This is a genomic window from Tenericutes bacterium MZ-XQ (assembly GCA_002838205.1).
In the GTDB taxonomy this organism is placed as follows: domain Bacteria; phylum Bacillota_I; class Bacilli_A; order Acholeplasmatales; family Acholeplasmataceae; genus Mariniplasma.
The window spans coordinates 1002608-1018621 of sequence record CP017950.1; the positions used below are offsets into that span (position 1 = coordinate 1002608).

The 16014-nt window shown below is 31.3% G+C and carries 20 protein-coding genes; 9 read left to right on the plus strand and 11 right to left on the minus strand.

Annotated elements, in window-relative coordinates; translation table 11 throughout:
- Positions 1-24 precede the first annotated feature (24 nt).
- The 9 genes from BK011_04910 to BK011_04950 form a co-directional block, all read right to left on the minus strand.
- On the minus strand, positions 25-2124 hold the full coding sequence (locus BK011_04910) for a cadmium-translocating P-type ATPase (GenBank protein AUD65049.1): 2100 nt from the start codon (positions 2122-2124) through the stop codon (positions 25-27).
- A 3-nt stretch (positions 2125-2127) separates the two neighbouring features.
- On the minus strand, positions 2128-2490 hold the full coding sequence (locus tag BK011_04915) for a transcriptional regulator (protein ID AUD65050.1): 363 nt from the start codon (positions 2488-2490) through the stop codon (positions 2128-2130).
- Positions 2491-2575: 85 nt separating this feature from the next.
- Positions 2576-3562 (minus strand): hypothetical protein, encoded by a 987-nt coding sequence (locus tag BK011_04920; GenBank protein AUD65051.1) that lies wholly within the window; start codon positions 3560-3562, stop codon positions 2576-2578.
- On the minus strand, positions 3555-4331 hold the full coding sequence (locus BK011_04925) for a hypothetical protein (GenBank protein AUD65052.1): 777 nt from the start codon (positions 4329-4331) through the stop codon (positions 3555-3557). Before BK011_04925 ends, BK011_04920 begins: the two co-directional genes overlap by 8 nt.
- Positions 4325-4588, minus strand: a complete 264-nt coding sequence (locus BK011_04930; protein AUD65053.1) for a chorismate mutase — start codon at positions 4586-4588, stop codon at positions 4325-4327. The genes BK011_04925 and BK011_04930 overlap by 7 nt, the downstream gene beginning before the upstream one ends.
- The gene (locus tag BK011_04935; protein ID AUD65054.1) at positions 4575-5849 is read right to left on the minus strand and encodes a 3-phosphoshikimate 1-carboxyvinyltransferase; all 1275 of its coding nucleotides are present in this window, start codon (positions 5847-5849) and stop codon (positions 4575-4577) included. The genes BK011_04930 and BK011_04935 overlap by 14 nt, the downstream gene beginning before the upstream one ends.
- Complete coding sequence (locus BK011_04940) at positions 5846-6853, minus strand: 3-dehydroquinate synthase (GenBank protein ID AUD65055.1); 1008 nt, start codon at positions 6851-6853, stop codon at positions 5846-5848. The genes BK011_04935 and BK011_04940 overlap by 4 nt, the downstream gene beginning before the upstream one ends.
- Positions 6843-7673: a hypothetical protein gene (locus tag BK011_04945; protein ID AUD65056.1), complete on the minus strand. Its 831-nt coding sequence runs from the start codon at positions 7671-7673 to the stop codon at positions 6843-6845. The genes BK011_04940 and BK011_04945 overlap by 11 nt, the downstream gene beginning before the upstream one ends.
- Positions 7670-8689: a 3-deoxy-7-phosphoheptulonate synthase gene (locus tag BK011_04950; GenBank protein AUD65057.1), complete on the minus strand. Its 1020-nt coding sequence runs from the start codon at positions 8687-8689 to the stop codon at positions 7670-7672. The genes BK011_04945 and BK011_04950 overlap by 4 nt, the downstream gene beginning before the upstream one ends.
- A gap of 326 nt (positions 8690-9015) precedes the next feature.
- Here BK011_04950 and BK011_04955 point away from each other — a divergent pair, with 326 nt between their 5' ends.
- Both BK011_04955 and BK011_04960 read left to right on the plus strand, forming a co-directional pair.
- Positions 9016-9342 carry a PadR family transcriptional regulator gene (locus BK011_04955; GenBank protein ID AUD65058.1) on the plus strand — a complete coding sequence of 109 codons (327 nt, stop codon included), beginning with the start codon at positions 9016-9018 and terminating at the stop codon, positions 9340-9342.
- Positions 9329-10288: a hypothetical protein gene (locus tag BK011_04960; protein ID AUD65059.1), complete on the plus strand. Its 960-nt coding sequence runs from the start codon at positions 9329-9331 to the stop codon at positions 10286-10288. Before BK011_04955 ends, BK011_04960 begins: the two co-directional genes overlap by 14 nt.
- A gap of 50 nt (positions 10289-10338) precedes the next feature.
- Here BK011_04960 and BK011_04965 read toward each other — a convergent pair whose 3' ends face one another.
- Both BK011_04965 and BK011_04970 read right to left on the minus strand, forming a co-directional pair.
- On the minus strand, positions 10339-11193 hold the full coding sequence (locus BK011_04965; protein ID AUD65060.1) for a hypothetical protein: 855 nt from the start codon (positions 11191-11193) through the stop codon (positions 10339-10341).
- 9 nt (positions 11194-11202) lie between these two features.
- A complete protein-coding gene (locus tag BK011_04970; GenBank protein AUD65061.1) occupies positions 11203-11634 on the minus strand; it encodes a hypothetical protein in 432 nt (143 codons plus the stop codon).
- Between the two features lie 122 nt (positions 11635-11756).
- Between BK011_04970 and BK011_04975 the strand changes: the two genes are divergently transcribed.
- Genes BK011_04975 through BK011_05005 form a run of 7 tightly spaced genes read left to right on the plus strand, consistent with a single transcriptional unit; the run spans position 11757 to position 16004 of the window.
- Positions 11757-12266, plus strand: coding sequence for a hypothetical protein (locus tag BK011_04975; GenBank protein ID AUD65062.1), 510 nt, complete (start codon positions 11757-11759; stop codon positions 12264-12266).
- Position 12267: 1 nt separating this feature from the next.
- The gene (locus tag BK011_04980) at positions 12268-12528 is read left to right on the plus strand and encodes a pH regulation protein F (protein ID AUD66151.1); all 261 of its coding nucleotides are present in this window, start codon (positions 12268-12270) and stop codon (positions 12526-12528) included.
- Between the two features lie 2 nt (positions 12529-12530).
- Positions 12531-12830: a hypothetical protein gene (locus BK011_04985; GenBank protein ID AUD66152.1), complete on the plus strand. Its 300-nt coding sequence runs from the start codon at positions 12531-12533 to the stop codon at positions 12828-12830.
- A complete protein-coding gene (locus BK011_04990) occupies positions 12827-13375 on the plus strand; it encodes a hypothetical protein (GenBank protein ID AUD65063.1) in 549 nt (182 codons plus the stop codon). Before BK011_04985 ends, BK011_04990 begins: the two co-directional genes overlap by 4 nt.
- The gene (locus BK011_04995) at positions 13368-14060 is read left to right on the plus strand and encodes a hypothetical protein (GenBank protein ID AUD65064.1); all 693 of its coding nucleotides are present in this window, start codon (positions 13368-13370) and stop codon (positions 14058-14060) included. The genes BK011_04990 and BK011_04995 overlap by 8 nt, the downstream gene beginning before the upstream one ends.
- 1 nt (position 14061) lies before the next feature.
- Positions 14062-14391 (plus strand): sodium:proton antiporter, encoded by a 330-nt coding sequence (locus BK011_05000; GenBank protein AUD65065.1) that lies wholly within the window; start codon positions 14062-14064, stop codon positions 14389-14391.
- A complete protein-coding gene (locus BK011_05005; GenBank protein AUD65066.1) occupies positions 14391-16004 on the plus strand; it encodes a hypothetical protein in 1614 nt (537 codons plus the stop codon). The genes BK011_05000 and BK011_05005 overlap by 1 nt, the downstream gene beginning before the upstream one ends.
- Positions 16005-16014 lie beyond the last annotated feature (10 nt).

Below are 16014 nucleotides of genomic sequence, written 5' to 3' on the forward strand. Positions count from 1 at the left end.
TAAAGAAAAAAGTTAAACATTTGTTTAACTTAATTTCTTCGTTTTTAGTATACTCATTGCGTGTATAACAGCAATTAAAGATATCCCAACATCTGCAAATATTGCCAGCCACATATTCGCGAAACCTAACGCACCTAGGATAAGTACAATAAATTTTGTCCCTGCAGCTAATATAATATTTTGAATGACAACTTTTCTCGTGAGTGCAGATGTATCTATCGCATGTATCAACAACTCTGGTTCATCATTCATAATCACGGCATCTGATGCTTCAACTGCTAAATCACTACCCAAAGCACCCATAGATATACCTAAGTCTGAGGTCATAAGCACAGGAGCATCATTTACTCCATCTCCGATAAAAGCTGTTTTATCTTTTTTTTTAAGTGTTTCAATAACATTTCTTTTATCATCAGGTAATTGTTCAGCGTAGACGTTAGTTATACCTAAGCGCTGGGCAATATCATGGGCAATTGAAATCTTATCTCCTGTTACCATAGATACTTTTTTGTTGTTTTTTAATAAATAAGAAATCGTTTCTTTTGAGCTGATCTTAAGTTCATCTTCCAAAATTATATATCCAATATACTTATTATCATAAGCTACATAGATCACAGTATGCGTATCTAAAGACTTATCAAATAAAATGTTCTCATCTAATAGTAATCTATCATTTCCAACCAAGAGACGTTTATCATCATAGATCACTTTTATACCTTTACCAAATACTTCTTCAAAATCACTTAAACTCTTTGAATCTATCTCTCCTTGATAAGCTCTTAATATCGATAAAGCAATAGGGTGATTTGAGTTTGATTCTGCATGTGCTGCAAGTTTCAAGATATGATCTTTATTTTCTGCAAAAACTTTCGCAACGACAAAATCACCTTTTGTGAGTGTCCCTGTTTTGTCAAAAACAAAATGCTCGATTTTACTAAACTGCTCTAAATCACTTCCACTTTTAACCAATATGCCTTGTCTGGATGCTTTACCTATACCAGCATAATATGATAATGGAACAGATAGAACAAGTGCACAAGGACAACTGATAACTAAAAATATAAGTGCTCTTTCTAGATATATGGGAAATTCAGTTGTGTATAAAGATTGATTAAAAAAGGTCATGAAGTAAGGTACTAAAAATGCTAGTAAACCTGCAATAACAACAATAATTGGCGTATAGTATTTCGCAAATCTTGTGATGAACTGTTCAGTTTTGGCCTTTTTATTAGAGTTTTGTTCAACAAATTCAATAATTTTATAGACAGTTGAATCTCGATATGGCTTCTTCACTAAAACTGTAATCAATCCATTTATATTAAGAGCACCGGATAACACTTCATCTTTTTCAGTTTTTTGTATAGGTGTCGATTCTCCAGTGATACTACTTTCATCAAGAGTGGTTTGACCACTGATAATCACCCCATCAACTGGGATTTTTTCTCCGGGCTTAACCAAAATAATATCATCAACCACTAAATCTTCAGGACTTACATCTTCTAAATTTTCATCCTTATATTGATGTGCAATGGTTGGCTTTAAATCCATTAATGATTTAATATGATTTCTTGAGCGATTTACCGCTAAATCTTGGAAGTACTCCCCAACTTGATAAAATAACATCACCGCTATAGCTTCGATATACTCACCGATAAAAAATGCTCCAATGGTTGCAATCATCATTAAGAAATGTTCATCAAAAACCTGTCCATGACTCATGTTTTTAAAAGCCTTAATAATGACTTTGCCACCAATGAATGCATAAGATAGGATAAACAATGTAAGATCAATATGAGATTCAAACATAAAAACCCATGTATCCATCATTAAATAGATAGAAATCATCAAAAATCCTAATAAAACACTATAATGATTTAAAGTCCACTTATGCTTTTCTATAATGATTTCTTCTTTATCGTAAATAGATACAGAAGATTCGATTTTTCTAGCGATTCTCTCTAATGATTTTGCGTCTATTTTATTTTCTTGATCATCAACATATAATTTTTGCTTAGCAAAATCAATACTCACATCTTTTAATCCATCTATTTTTTTGATTTCATTTTCAATTTTTAAAGCGCAATTCGCACAGTCTATATCTCTAATTTCAAATGTTTTTTTCATATTTTACTCGTTTACATGGTCAAATGCTTGTGAAAACAATGTATGCACATGTTCATCAGCAAGTTTATAAAACCTTGTTTTCCCATCTTTTCTTGTTCTTACTAAATCAACATCCTTTAAAACTTTTAATTGATGTGAAATAGCGCTTTGTGTCATATTTAATACTACAGAAATATCACACACGCAAAGTTCCTGAGTTTTTAAAGCATATAATATCTTAATTCTAGTCGGATCAGAAATCGCTTTAAAGATTTTTGAAATCTTATCTAAATCATTATCTTTAATCATACTTTTTTGTACTTCTTGAATTGTATCTTCATGGATACATATTGCATCACATGTATAAGTTGTCATAAATACCTCCATATATGAACATTTGCTCATATGTTCATATTTATGATATCAAAAAAAAGTCTCTACGTCAACAAACAACATAGAAACTTTAAATACATTATCGATAAGCTTTATACATTAAGTACTGGTCGAGTAAACCAATAGCTACAACATTTTCTAAAACAATGCCCACTCTTCTTACGATTGCGACATCATGTCGTCCACCAATATCAAGTGTTTCCACTTTTTTAGCAGACAAATGATAAGTATCTTGCTTTTTCTGAATACTTGAGGTAGGTTTAACAAAAACTCTGATGTGAATATCATTACCATTAGAGATGCCGCCATTGATTCCACCTTGATTATTCGTTTTTGTTCTACCTTCTTGATCAATGATGACATCATTAAACTCGCTACCTAGTTTTTCTACACCATCAAATCCTAATCCGAAATCAACGCCTTTAACTGCAGGTACTGAAAACAATAATTTTGCAAGTTCTGCATTCAACTTATTAAAAAATGGTTCACCGATACCAACAATCATATCTGATATGGTTATATTAATTGTCCCACCAACTGAGTCTTGTTTTTCCATGACACCCAATAAATAATCATCAAGCTTTGTCATATCTTTTAAAGTGCCCACTTGTGTGAGTTCATGTCTTATCTTAAAGGGGATCGCCATTTTTGCAAAACTACCTGCAACCACTAAAGCTGCGGTAAGTCTTCCTGAAAAGCGTCCACCACCTCTATAATCTTGAAAACCTTTATATTTTACTTCACTAACAAAATCAGCATGTCCAGGTCTAGGATGTGTTTTTAAATGTTCATAATCTTTTGATTTTATGTTTTTATTTTCAATCATCACATGAATTGGAGACCCTGTTGCATACCCATTTAAAACACCACTCGTGATTTTAAATATGTCGTCTTCTTTTCTTGGTGTTGTGCCGATTGCTTTTGGTTTTCTTTGTTCTAAATCATTATGAATTAGAGTTTCATCTATTTTTGTTCCTGCGGGCAAACCGTCAATAACAACACCAATTGCAGGTTGATGAGATTCTCCGTAGAGTGTTACTTTAAATATATTGCCATAACTATTCATGTGTAATCACTTCCTTAAGTTCTTGATAAAGCTTATGTGTAAGCTCGATCTCTTTGTTTGTCCAAATATTAAAAGATTTGATGGCTTGAAGCATCAGCATATCAAGTCCGTTAAATCCTTTTTTAGAGTCTTTTACGATTTGTGTCTTTAATGGATTATAAATTAGATCTATAACCACTTTATCTTTAACATATGATTGCCTTAAAACTGACTCTTTCGTATGAGGATAAGTTCCAACTGGTGTTGTTTGAATGAGCAGATCTGCATCCGTTTGATAAAGTGTTTCATATGTAATTGTTTCCTTGTTAACTTTAAGTGGATCTCTTGTTACATAGATCGGGTTTGAATCTAAATCCTTTAAGACATGATAACATGCCTTAGCGGCACCACCAGTACCTAAGATATAAATTTGTTTTTGTGATATTTCTATCTGATTTCTTTTTAACAACCCTAAAAAACCATCATAATCTGTATTATCGCCAACCACAAAGCCATCTTTGATATAGATTGTGTTTACAGCTTGAATTCTTTTTGCCTGTGGGGTTAATATTTCAATATATTTCATGATCAATTCTTTATAAGGTTGTGTAACATTAAAACCATGATAATCCCCTAGTTTCAATTGTTCAATCAAAACACTAATGCCTTTGCTATCAACATCTAATAAATCATAAGATATATCTATATGCGTATACTTGGCTAATACTTGATGGATCTTTGGTGATTTAGAATAACTGATATTTTTCCCGATAAGTCCAAATCTTAACATGTTTTTTGGAATTCTTTCGATAATCTCATCACTTCTTTTAAAAACTGTTTATATAACGGCCATAAGTCTTCATTATTCAGTAACTTTCTTTGTTTTTCAAGCAATGCTTTTTCTCTTTGCTCATCAAAAATAGGTAAGTGATGTTCTTTTTTATAACTACCAATTTGATAAGCAACATCCATGCGTTTCAAAAAAAGTTCAAGCATCTGTTGATCGATAGACTCAATTTCTTTTCTAAGTAAATCAAGCTTCATCAACAATGCCTCCTAAAGATTTAAAGACTTCAAAGAATGTTGGATAACTCTTTTGAATATGTTCAGCATTTCTAATAGTTATCGGTCCATCAGCTCTTAGGCTTGCGATTGCAATCGCCATCACAATACGGTGATCATTATATGAGTCAAACGTAAGTCCACCTTTAAATCCATCTTGGCCTTTAATCCAAGCTTCATCGTCTGTAATTCTCATCTCAACACCTAAAGCTGTTAAGACTTCATACATGGCTTGTAAACGATCCGATTCTTTAATTTTTAATCTTCTACAATTGATAAAATGTGTTTCACCTTCACTCAGTGCAGCTAAGACCATAAGAATAGGACCTAAATCTGGATTTGGATCAACATCAATTGTCATTGCTTTAGTTTTTCTTGGATATACGACATATTGTTTTAAATCTTTTTGGAAGTATAAATATCCACCCATTTTAGAAATAATATCAACAACAACTCTATCGCCTTGTCTACTGTTAGGATCTAGATTTCTTAAGTTTAATGGTAATTGGTGTTTATTAATAGTACCGGCAACAAGCCAAAAAGCTGCTTGAGAAAAATCACCTTCTACAGTCACTAATTGAGGTTGATATTTTTGGTTACCAGGAATATGAATGAGTCTATCATTCCAAGTATACTTAATACCAAATTTTTCTAATGTGTCAAGTGTCATATCCACATATCCTTTAGATGATAGTGGTGTTAATAATTCAATGGTTGAGTCTTCTTTAGCAAGTGGAAGCGCAAATAAAAGCCCAGATACAAATTGGCTACTGATATTACCGATTAAAGGATAATGCCCACCCTTTAATTTACCTTTGACTTCTAAAGGAAGGTAATGTGGCTCATTTAAGTATGTAAAACCTAAACCTTTATCTCTAAATAATGACTCATAAACATCAATCGGACGATCCACTAATCTACCTTCTCCATGGAAGACGACTTTATCTTTTTGGAGCATATAAATCGGAATCATAAATCTAAGTGTTGAACCAGATTCGTTACAGTAAACATCATTACTGACAACTTTAAATCCTGAACCAATGACTTTTTCATCTTTAAATTCTACATTAAGTCCTTTTAAAGCTGTTTTTGTAGCATCCAAATCTTCAGAGTCTAAAACATTATAGACAATTGACGTACCCTTAGCTAGTCCAGCAGCAATCACATAACGATGTGATAATGATTTTGAACTAACGACTCCTACATTTCCATTTAATTTTGATGGTTTAATTGTGACGTTCATTATTTTTCACCCACTTTTAATTTAGTTATAACACTGTTTCCAATATCTTTTAAACAAATAAAATGAAAATCTTTAGATGTGTTCTTTTTATCTGTTAAAATATATGATTCTAAATCTTCTTTTTTAAAAAACGGTTCTTGAACAAGTTGTTGTTTGATTAAAACTTCTTTGACTTCATCATATAGGTAAGCTGGTGTGATTTTTTGGTTAATACCCTCTTCTAATGCAATGAGCATACCGTAACTAATCGCTTCACCGTGCTTATAAGTTTCATATTTGAATTTTTTTTCAATGGCATGTCCATATGTGTGTCCAAAATTGAGTAACATACGCTCATTTTTTTCAAATGGATCTTTAAGTACAATCTCTCTTTTCACTTGAAGTGCCATGAGTATTTCTTTTTCTGATACAAGGATGTTTTCTTTGAAATAATCAAAAAGATTTTTATCTCTAATTAAACCAGCTTTAATCATTTCAGCGACACCTTGACGATATTCTCTATCATTTAAAGTCTCTAGAAAATCAGGATCTATGATGACAAACTTAGGTGTGTAAAATGAGCCAACCAGATTTTTTCCTTCTTTTAAATCAATACCTACTTTACCACCAATACTACTATCTACTTGAGCAAGAAGCGTTGTCGGTATTTGAATAAATGGTATCCCTCTATAGAGGGTTGCCGCAATGAAACCCGTTAAATCTCCGACAACACCGCCACCTAAAGCGATGAGTAAATGATTTCTTTTAATGCCTTTTTCTATCAGTTTTTCAATCGTATCTAAGTAAACTTTATACGATTTAGATTTTTCTCCTGGCTTTATAGATACAAAGTGAAGATGATATGATTTCAGTATGCTAGTTATTTTTTCATGATAAAGGTCAAACACATGATCATCTGTAACAATGAAAATGTCTTTTGCATCATAGATAGCTTTGATTGAGTTTTCTAAATTGTTGATGCTTTTTTTGCCAATCATGATGTCATAATCTTGCATACTAATTCTCATCAAATTGTTTCCTCTTTTCTTTTGCTTCTTTTAAATATTTTTGAATACTTTGTTTATCGTTGTTTTTAATCAAGTTTTTTAAATCATCAAGTTCTTTTTCAAAGTCATTGATTTTTTTTAATAAAGCTTGTTTATTTTCTAAAAACAATTCTGTCCACATGTTTTCATTGATTTTAGCAATTCTCGTTAAGTCTCGATAAGAATCACCAGTTGCATTTTTGGTTTCCTCTAAATGATCACTATGGACTAAACTGACTGCAATCACATGTGTTAATTGTGATGTAAAGGCGATAAGTTCATCGTGCTTTTCTGGTGTTGTTACTGTTATTTTACCAAAACCAAGGTCTTTTGCGATGGATCTAAGGATAATTTCATCATTTTCTAGTGATTTTTTTCCTTTAACAATCACAAAATTTGCTTTTTTAAAGATTTTATAATCTTTTGCATGATAACCAGAAACTTCTTTTCCTGCCATTGGATGGTGCGACGTATAAGAAATACCTTCAGGGATGATCTTATCGATTTCTTCCATCATCCAAACTTTTGTCCCACTGACATCGGTGATCAATTGACCTTCTCTTAAAAACGACTGATATTTATTTAAAAACTCTACGTTATGTTCTGGATAAAGCCCTAAAATTATGACATCCGCTTCTGAAATTTTTTCAAAATGATTATCATTTTCGATAATACCTTCTTTTATCGCTAGATCTAAAATACTTTCTGTTCGATTATATCCATAGATTTGATGTCCTTGTTTTTTTAATCCTTCAGCATAAGATGCACCAATCAAACCTAATCCAACAATAAATATTTTCATATAAACGTTTTTCCTAATAACTTAGCCATTTCTTTAAGTTGATCTGTCATTTGAAGGTATTTTTTAGGTTTTAATGATTGTGCGCCATCACTAAGAGCATGTTCAGGGTCGTGATGAACTTCAACAATTAACCCATCAGCTCCAACTGCTAAACTTGCTAGTGATAATTTTTCGATCATTGACCATCTACCTGCTGCATGTGATGGATCAATAATCACTGGTAAATGAGAAAGTTCTTTAACTGTTAAGACTGAAGATATATCAAGTGTATTTCTTGTATATTTTTCAAAAGTACGAATGCCTCTTTCACAAAGAATAATATCTTCATTTCCACCACTCATGATATATTCAGCACTCATCAACCATTCTTCCACTGTTGATGATAAACCTCTTTTTAGCAAAATCGGTTTTGTTGATTTACCTAATGTTTTTAACAACTCAAAGTTTTGCATGTTTCTTGCGCCTACTTGAATGATATCAACATATTTTTCAAATAAAGGTAACAAATCAGAACTTGGAATCTCAGTAACGACCATCAATTCAAACTCGTCAGCTACTTTTCTTAAGATTTGCAAACCTTCTTCTCCTAAGCCTTGAAATGCATAAGGAGATGTTCTTGGTTTATATGCACCACCTCTTAAGATATGCGCACCAGATTGTTTAACCGTTTTAGCTACTGTTCTTAATTGCTCATATGATTCCACTGAACAAGGACCTGACATCATTACAAACTGATCTTTTCCAATTTCTACACCATATTTTAATTTGATAACTGTGTCTTCTTTTTTAAAACTTCTTGATGCTTTTTTAAACGGCGTTGAAACTCTTGTAACTTCATCAACTCCTTCGAAAGCATATAAATCTACAGGTTCAAACGATGATGTATCTCCAATGATCCCAAAAATATGAACGTGTTCACTACTCACATCTCTAATCTCTAAATTTTTACTCTTTAAAAACTCAGCCAATTTCTGGTATTGTTTTTTTGTTGAATCCTTCTTCATTTTAATAATCATAGTCTTATCTCCTTTTGGATACTTGAAAAATAAAAAAATCCCTGAGGAACCCCAAGGATGATTGTTTAATCATGATTTGGCTGTTCCTTCACATTGTCAAAAAGGAATGCCACAAAAAGCAGTCCTTATATCAAATATGCGTAATAGTAATAAACAGCCTTTTTCATATTTTTCATAGATATCTACCTCATCTATTTGTAAGTATAGTATCATAATAAAAATAAAAAGACAAGATGAATAAAATAAAAAAAGTGTATTTTAGGTATTGTGTTTTACACAGTACCATGATATATTAGTAGTGTGTAATACACAGTAAGGAGGATTTTATGAACACTCAATTAAAAAAAGGCATACTCGAAATGTGTATCTTATATGTCATAGATGAAAAAGATATGTATGGATTTGAAGTCATCGAGCGTTTGGCTAATGACATCGATGTCAATGAAAATACAATTTATCCAATTTTAAGAAGATTAACTTCTCAACACTTATTTAAAACATATGAAAAACAAACCACACTAGGTGCGCCTAGAAAGTATTATCAAATTACAAAACAAGGAAAACAAAGATTAAATGAGTCTTTAGATGAATGGAAATCATTTTTAAAAGGTGTATTTAATATTGTAGGAGGTCATTTCAATGAACAAAACTAATTATTTAAAAGATTTAAGAGAAGCTTTGCAAAGTCACGGGGTCTTAGAAGTAGATATCAAAGATGTTATAAGTGATTATGAAGGCATGTATGAAGATGCACTTGAAAGAGGGCTATCTGATGATGAAGCATATAACTTATTAGGCGATCCTAATCAAGTTTATGAAGAGTTAAGAGACACACTTCAAATGAAACAAATGAAAAGATATAAGCATAAGTTTATTGCCCTATCTCCATTTTTAGCAGTCTTAGTGTTTATGACTGTAGGCATGTCAACAGATATATGGCATCCAACATGGTTAATCTTTTTGATCATCCCCATCACAGCTATCATTTTAAGTACTCAAAAAGAAGAAAAGATTGTTGCCCTATCTCCATTTGTTGCGGTGATTACATTTATTTTAGTAGGCACTTATACAAACTACTGGAATCCAGCTTGGCTAGTCTTTCTTATCATTCCGTTAGTTGCACTTGTTTACGAGAAGAATAATGTAAAAAAAGCATTAATGATTTCATCAATACTCATTGCCGCAGCTTTCTATTTATATATGGGATACGCACAAGACGATTTCAGAACTGGTTTATTTGGTTTTATCTTACCACTTGTCGTTATGCTTTATTACGCTGAACTCCAATTTGAACTTGTTGTAAAAAATCCATTAAAAAGAAAAAATGCAATTGTATTTGCTTCAGTAATCATTGGTTCAATCGCAACATTCTTTTTACTTGGTTATTTAGCAGATGGATGGGCTTATGCTTGGATGGTATTTTTGTTAATCCCAATGACAGCAATTTATTTATATGATCAACCGAGAAAGTTAACACCTTTCATGCCATTTATTGCAGTCATTATCTTCTATAGTTTAGGATTCTTTTTTGGATTATTTGCAATATCATGGATTGCGTTCTTACTTATTCCAGTCGTAGCAATCATCGAGAATGCATAAAAAAAGGGCTGAACTGAATCAACCCAATCTAAAGTGCTTCGGCACTTTTTTTAATCTAATAAAATATAACCAATGCCTATACCTTTAGGTCCAGTATGAGCACCAACAACTGGAGTTAAATATGCGACAACAATTTCTCTTTCAGGGAAAACTTCTTTAATCTTTTCCACAAACCAAGCAACATATTCATCAGCATGTGCATGTGAAATATATGTAATAACGTTTTTATCTTTAGTATCTTCAATATATTTTTCTAATACACGCTTATGCGCTTTTGAAGTTGTTCTGATTTTTTCTAAAGTTTCAACTTTACCACTATCGCCAATAAAAAGTACAGGTTTCATTTGAAGCATAGTACCTAAAGTTCCTTGAAGTTTTGATAGACGACCGTTTTTAACTAAATAAAGCAGTGTGTCTACAGCAAAGTAAATCATATCATTATCTCTGATCTTTTCCAAATGTGGAACGATTTCAGCAACTGACTTTCCTTCTTCTGCAAGCCTGTGTGCTTCTAAAACCATATAAGCTTCACCGTATGCTAATGTTTTAGAATCAAATGCAGTGACTTTAATATTCACTTCATTTGCTGTTCTTTTTACAGCTTCATATAATCCACTTAACTCAGAAGATATGACGATCACTAATGCTTCTTCATAGCCTTCTTTTTCTAGTTCTTCGAAGTTTTGAATCATTGTACCTATAGATACATACGATGTCTTTGGAATATCATCTGGGTCTTTCTTAATACGTTCGTAAAAGGTTTTAGCATCCATATCAATAAAATCATTATATGCTTTATCATCTGAACTAAAATGAATAACAGAACGTAAAATTCTGATATCTTTTGGATATTTCAAATAATCTAGACCTGCATTACTACATGTTAAAATCGCAACTTTTTTCATAAAATCCCCTTATTCTTTCTTCATTTGTTTTAATTGATCTCTAATTTCTGTTAAAAGCTTAATATCTTCTGGTACTACAACTTCTTTAACTTCTTCGACTTCTGGAGCGTGTTCTTTTTCAACTCTTTCTAAGAATTGTTTTCTTCTTATAACAAGCGTGATTGCTGCATAAATACTAAATGCTATAATTAAAAATTCAACAATCGCTTGAATGAATGCACCATACCTGATTTCTGAACTATTAATAACCCATACCAAGTCAGTAAAGTTTTGTTCTCCAGTTAAAGATGTAACCAATGGCATGATAATGTCATTAACTAAAGATGTAACGATTGCACGAAATGCAGCACCAATGATAAACGCAACAGCTAGGTCTAAGATATTACCTTTTGTGACAAAATCTTTGAACCCTTTGAAAAATGTTCTTGTTTTGTTTTTCATACGGAACCCCTTTTTATTTTATGATATCATATTTTGATTATTTTAGATACTGCAATTAAAGTTAACAACTCAAAAATGCTATGGTATAATAATAACAAAAATCATTTGGGAGAATGATGCTGATGAAAAATATAATCACTAGGTTAAAATTTTTTATCGTCATGCTAATTTTATGGTTCTTATTTAATTTCAACTTTGAAATAAGAACGATTATTTTTGGCGTGACGATTTCTTTTTTAATATCCATATTTACTTATGAAGTTTTATACGATGAAAATGGCTTTCGATTTAAAGGCATTAAATTCACAAAGCTTTTCATCTATTTTTTTATACTTTTTTATGAGATATTTAGATCATCCATTTTGTATGTGATTAACCTTATGAAGCAAAAATATGAACCTGTAGTGTTCAAGATTTCACTTGAGCATTTAACAAATGTTCAAGTGGCGATTGTTGCAAACTCAATTACATTAACACCTGGAACAATTAGTATTGAAGTTATTGATAAAACAATATTTGTTATGGTATTAGCTGATCCAAAGACAAGTCATGAGACTTTAGCAAAACCAATTAGAGACAGATTTGAAAAATACTTGCTATCAAAAGAGGTGAACGAAGATGCCACTCATTAACATTTTTATTTTAATTACATTGTTTATTCTAGTTGTCGCGATGCTCTTATCGTTTATTAGATTGATCTATTCAAAAACTTTATGGGATAAAATCTTAATGTTAAACTTAATATCCGCAAAAGTTGTCTTATTCATCGCTTTATATGCAATTTATTCTGACCGTTTGATTTTGCTTGATATAGCAATTTCATACGGTATCATTGGGTTTTTAACGATGACTTTACTTTCTAAGTTTATTATGGCTGGAGGTAGAGAGAAATGACTGTGGTTGCTTATATTATTTTAATCATTTCCTGGTTTTTCATTGTCTTTGGAATGATTTCAATTTTTGTACTTAAAAACTTATATACAAGAATATTAACTGCCGCTACCATAGATACAGTTGCTAGCTTTTTAGTACTGTTCGCACTAATATTTGCGTCATGGCAATTTGAGTATGGTATTAGATTATTCATTTTAATTGTCTTTTTGATTATTACAAATCCAATTAGTTCACACGTAAATATACGATCAGCTTACTTAATCGGTGTACCTCTTAAAGATATGGAGGTTAACAAATCATGAATATTATTCCGACCTTATTGCAAATTCTGTTAATCATCATCGCAATAGCGATCGTGTTTCATAAAGAGAATTTTACGATTATTATATATATTTCATCATTTGGGCTTATAGCAGCAACCTTATATGTTTTAAATCAAGCACCTGATGTTGCGATAGCAGAGGTTGCTATTGGTTCTGCAATTATCCCTTTAATTTATGTAATTAGTATTTCCAGACAAAGAGAGTTTATTGTTTTAGACCGCGTCGATCATAATGAACTTGACGAAAGTATTGATGAAAAAAATATAGAACTATATGAGATTTTAACAAGTTTTGTTGATGATAATCAACTAAAAATGAATGTGTGTTCCGATATTAAAGGATCAGATGAAGCACTCACTAAAGATTTAAATGTTGATTTGATTATTTCTTATGATCATCAGAAAGAAAAATTTATTCTAAAGGGTAAGCAAAGCTCCATATTGATGGATCACTTAATTCAAAAAACCTTCCAACTTGATTATATTGAAGTCATTACTTTTAAGGAAGGTGAATCCATTGATTAGAAGAATATCTTTAGTCCTATTATTAGGGTTCATCTTATTTATATTTATCAACTCCATTCAAGACTTTGATTTAATCTACAATGACGATGGTAAACTGTTCTATTATGCCAATGGATTTCAAGATACAGGAAGTTATAATTATGTGACGGGCATCTACTTGGATTATAGACTCTTTGACAGTATCTTTGAAGCAGCTATATTATTGATAGCAGTTGCTGGCGTTATGTTCATTTCAGAACATTCAATCGATGAAAAAAACGCAATGTTCATGTTAGATAAACAAAAAACACCTGAACTTTTTATCACATTTAGCAGATTACTCTATCCAATCATGTTACTCTTTGGAATTTATGTCATAGTCAATGGACATTTATCCCCTGGAGGAGGATTTCAAGGTGGTGCAATCGTAGCAACCGCAATTCTAATTCTGTACTACATTGATATTACGAAAACTGTAAATGTTCACTTTGTTTTAACCATTGAAAAAACATTATTCATTGTATTGGTCTTAGTGGCTTCATTATCGTATTTTACAAGAGGCGTATTATTCACTAACTTCTTTAAACTTGATGCTTCACTCGATCAAAAAGCTATCTTTTTAACACTCATGAATATCTTAATTGGCGCGAAAGTTTCTTTAGGTTTAGTAGCAATCTTCACCGCATTTTTAAAGGAGGGCAGATAATATGAATCCAATTTTATCATTTATCGTCATTTTAGTTGGCATTTACGGATTATCCGTGAGTAAAAATATCATTAAATCTGTCTTTTGTATCACAATTGTTGAAGCTGGAACCATTCTCTTATTTCTAAACTTGGGTGCATTTGAAGGTGGAGTCATCCCTATCTTATCATCGTTAGGCATTGAAATTGTTGATCCCATCCCTCAAGCTTTAATGATTACAACGATCGTTATTGGATCAACAATTACATCTTTAGCACTGATGCTTTGTATCAAGATTTTCCATCATTATGGCAGCATCGAATGGAAAGTCATTTTGAAAGGAGATAAATAATGATTCAGTTATTTCCTGTGTTTTTCATTTTTATTCCAATTTTAACCGGAATTATCATCTACTTAGTTAAAAATAAACATGTCACTGTCATTGTTTTCTTATCACAAATCATCCTTGCGACACTTTTTGGTTTATACACTTATGCATATATTCAAGATCCAAATGTTTCTTATATCGTACTAGGTGGTTGGAATGATAAATTTGCGATCACTTTAATAAATGATACTTTATCTTTAACTTTTATTGCTCTTTCTATTTTCATGTGGACTGCGGTATTATTTTATACATTTAAAACCAACAGAATATATCATAAGTATTTGTTTTTCTTAATGTTTTTAGAAGGTATATTTTTAGCTTTTTTACAAACCAATGACTTATTTAATCTATTTATATTCTTAGAACTTATCACAGTATTAATAACCATATTGATAGCTTATAAGAAAAATGGTCCTTCTTTAAAAGCCGCAATCTATTATTTATTGCTAAACACTTTAGGTGCAATGTTCTTTTTGATCGGTATCATTATTTTATATTATACTTATGGTTCGATAAACATCACTTATCTTCAAGAAAATATTCATCTACATCAAGATCATCAAATGGTAAAACTCGCTTATATTTTGATGATCTCAGGGATCAGTGTGAAATCAGCTTTATTCCCACTTTTCACTTGGTTACCTAAAGCACATGGTGTCGCTTATACTTCACTTTCAGCACTTCTTTCTGGTTTATTAGTCAAAGGTGGATTATACTTGTTCATTAGAGTTCATGTTTATATGTTTGGTTATGATACATATAACATGACTGAAGTCTTCTTTTATATTGGTGCATTAACAGCTTTAGCAGGTGTTGTATTAGCTTTAGTTCAAAAAGATTTAAAACAAATACTTGCTCACCATACGATTTCTCAAATAGGACTCATGATGATGGGATTATCCTATGGTTATGGATTATCCTTTACAGGTGGTTTGATGCATTTAATCAATCATGCGCTTTTTAAATCACTTCTCTTCCTTTGTGCAGGACTCATTATCTATGAATATAAAACGAAAAAGATTTATGCAATTAGAGGCGTATTTAGATCGATGCCCCTGACATCTATATTTTTGATTATTGGTATGTTATCGATTAGTGGTGCACCATTTTTCAATGGTTACGTATCTAAAACTTTGATTAAATATAGTTTTAAAGCTGAACCTTTCAAGATGTTTTTATATACATTAGTTAATGTTGGTACAGTAACATCATTTCTAAAGTTTTCACAAATTCTTTTTGGAAAAAAAGTGGAGTTAAACAAACGAAAAGATGCGAAACAATTTGTTTCTATCATCGCGATTGGTTTATTATGTATCGGTATCGGACTTTTCTATAAACCACTCGGAGAAATGATTTACAATCTAGATTTATCCTATGTCAAACTCTTTGATATTAAAGCTTGGTTAGATTATGTGATTTATATCGGTATAGGTTATATCCTTTATAAGTATTATATTGCTAAAGATCATAAACCAGTCAAAGTTTTACGAGAGTTCCAAATGACTTTTGAAACAGCTAATTATTTATTTATCTTTTATATTTCAGCATTATCGCTTGTTTTATTTTACATACTCTAAGAAAAAAGTA

Excerpts from the sequence above, each read along its gene's own strand:
- BK011_04965 (AUD65060.1), bottom strand. The coding sequence starts at position 11,193 with ATGAAAAAAGTTGCGATTTTAACATGTAGTAATGCAGGTCTAGATTAT.
- BK011_05000 (AUD65065.1), top strand. The coding sequence starts at position 14,062 with ATGAATCCAATTTTATCATTTATCGTCATTTTAGTTGGCATTTACGGA.
- BK011_04915 (AUD65050.1), bottom strand. The coding sequence starts at position 2,490 with ATGGAGGTATTTATGACAACTTATACATGTGATGCAATATGTATCCAT.
- BK011_04920 (AUD65051.1), bottom strand. The coding sequence starts at position 3,562 with ATGAATAGTTATGGCAATATATTTAAAGTAACACTCTACGGAGAATCT.
- BK011_04945 (AUD65056.1), bottom strand. The coding sequence starts at position 7,673 with ATGAAAATATTTATTGTTGGATTAGGTTTGATTGGTGCATCTTATGCT.
- BK011_04955 (AUD65058.1), top strand. The coding sequence starts at position 9,016 with ATGAACACTCAATTAAAAAAAGGCATACTCGAAATGTGTATCTTATAT.
- BK011_04960 (AUD65059.1), top strand. The coding sequence starts at position 9,329 with ATGAACAAAACTAATTATTTAAAAGATTTAAGAGAAGCTTTGCAAAGT.
- BK011_04990 (AUD65063.1), top strand. The coding sequence starts at position 12,827 with ATGAATATTATTCCGACCTTATTGCAAATTCTGTTAATCATCATCGCA.
- BK011_04975 (AUD65062.1), top strand. The coding sequence starts at position 11,757 with ATGAAAAATATAATCACTAGGTTAAAATTTTTTATCGTCATGCTAATT.
- BK011_04925 (AUD65052.1), bottom strand. The coding sequence starts at position 4,331 with ATGTTAAGATTTGGACTTATCGGGAAAAATATCAGTTATTCTAAATCA.
- BK011_04970 (AUD65061.1), bottom strand. The coding sequence starts at position 11,634 with ATGAAAAACAAAACAAGAACATTTTTCAAAGGGTTCAAAGATTTTGTC.
- BK011_04940 (AUD65055.1), bottom strand. The coding sequence starts at position 6,853 with ATGAGAATTAGTATGCAAGATTATGACATCATGATTGGCAAAAAAAGC.
- BK011_04910 (AUD65049.1), bottom strand. The coding sequence starts at position 2,124 with ATGAAAAAAACATTTGAAATTAGAGATATAGACTGTGCGAATTGCGCT.
- BK011_05005 (AUD65066.1), top strand. The coding sequence starts at position 14,391 with ATGATTCAGTTATTTCCTGTGTTTTTCATTTTTATTCCAATTTTAACC.
- BK011_04950 (AUD65057.1), bottom strand. The coding sequence starts at position 8,689 with ATGATTATTAAAATGAAGAAGGATTCAACAAAAAAACAATACCAGAAA.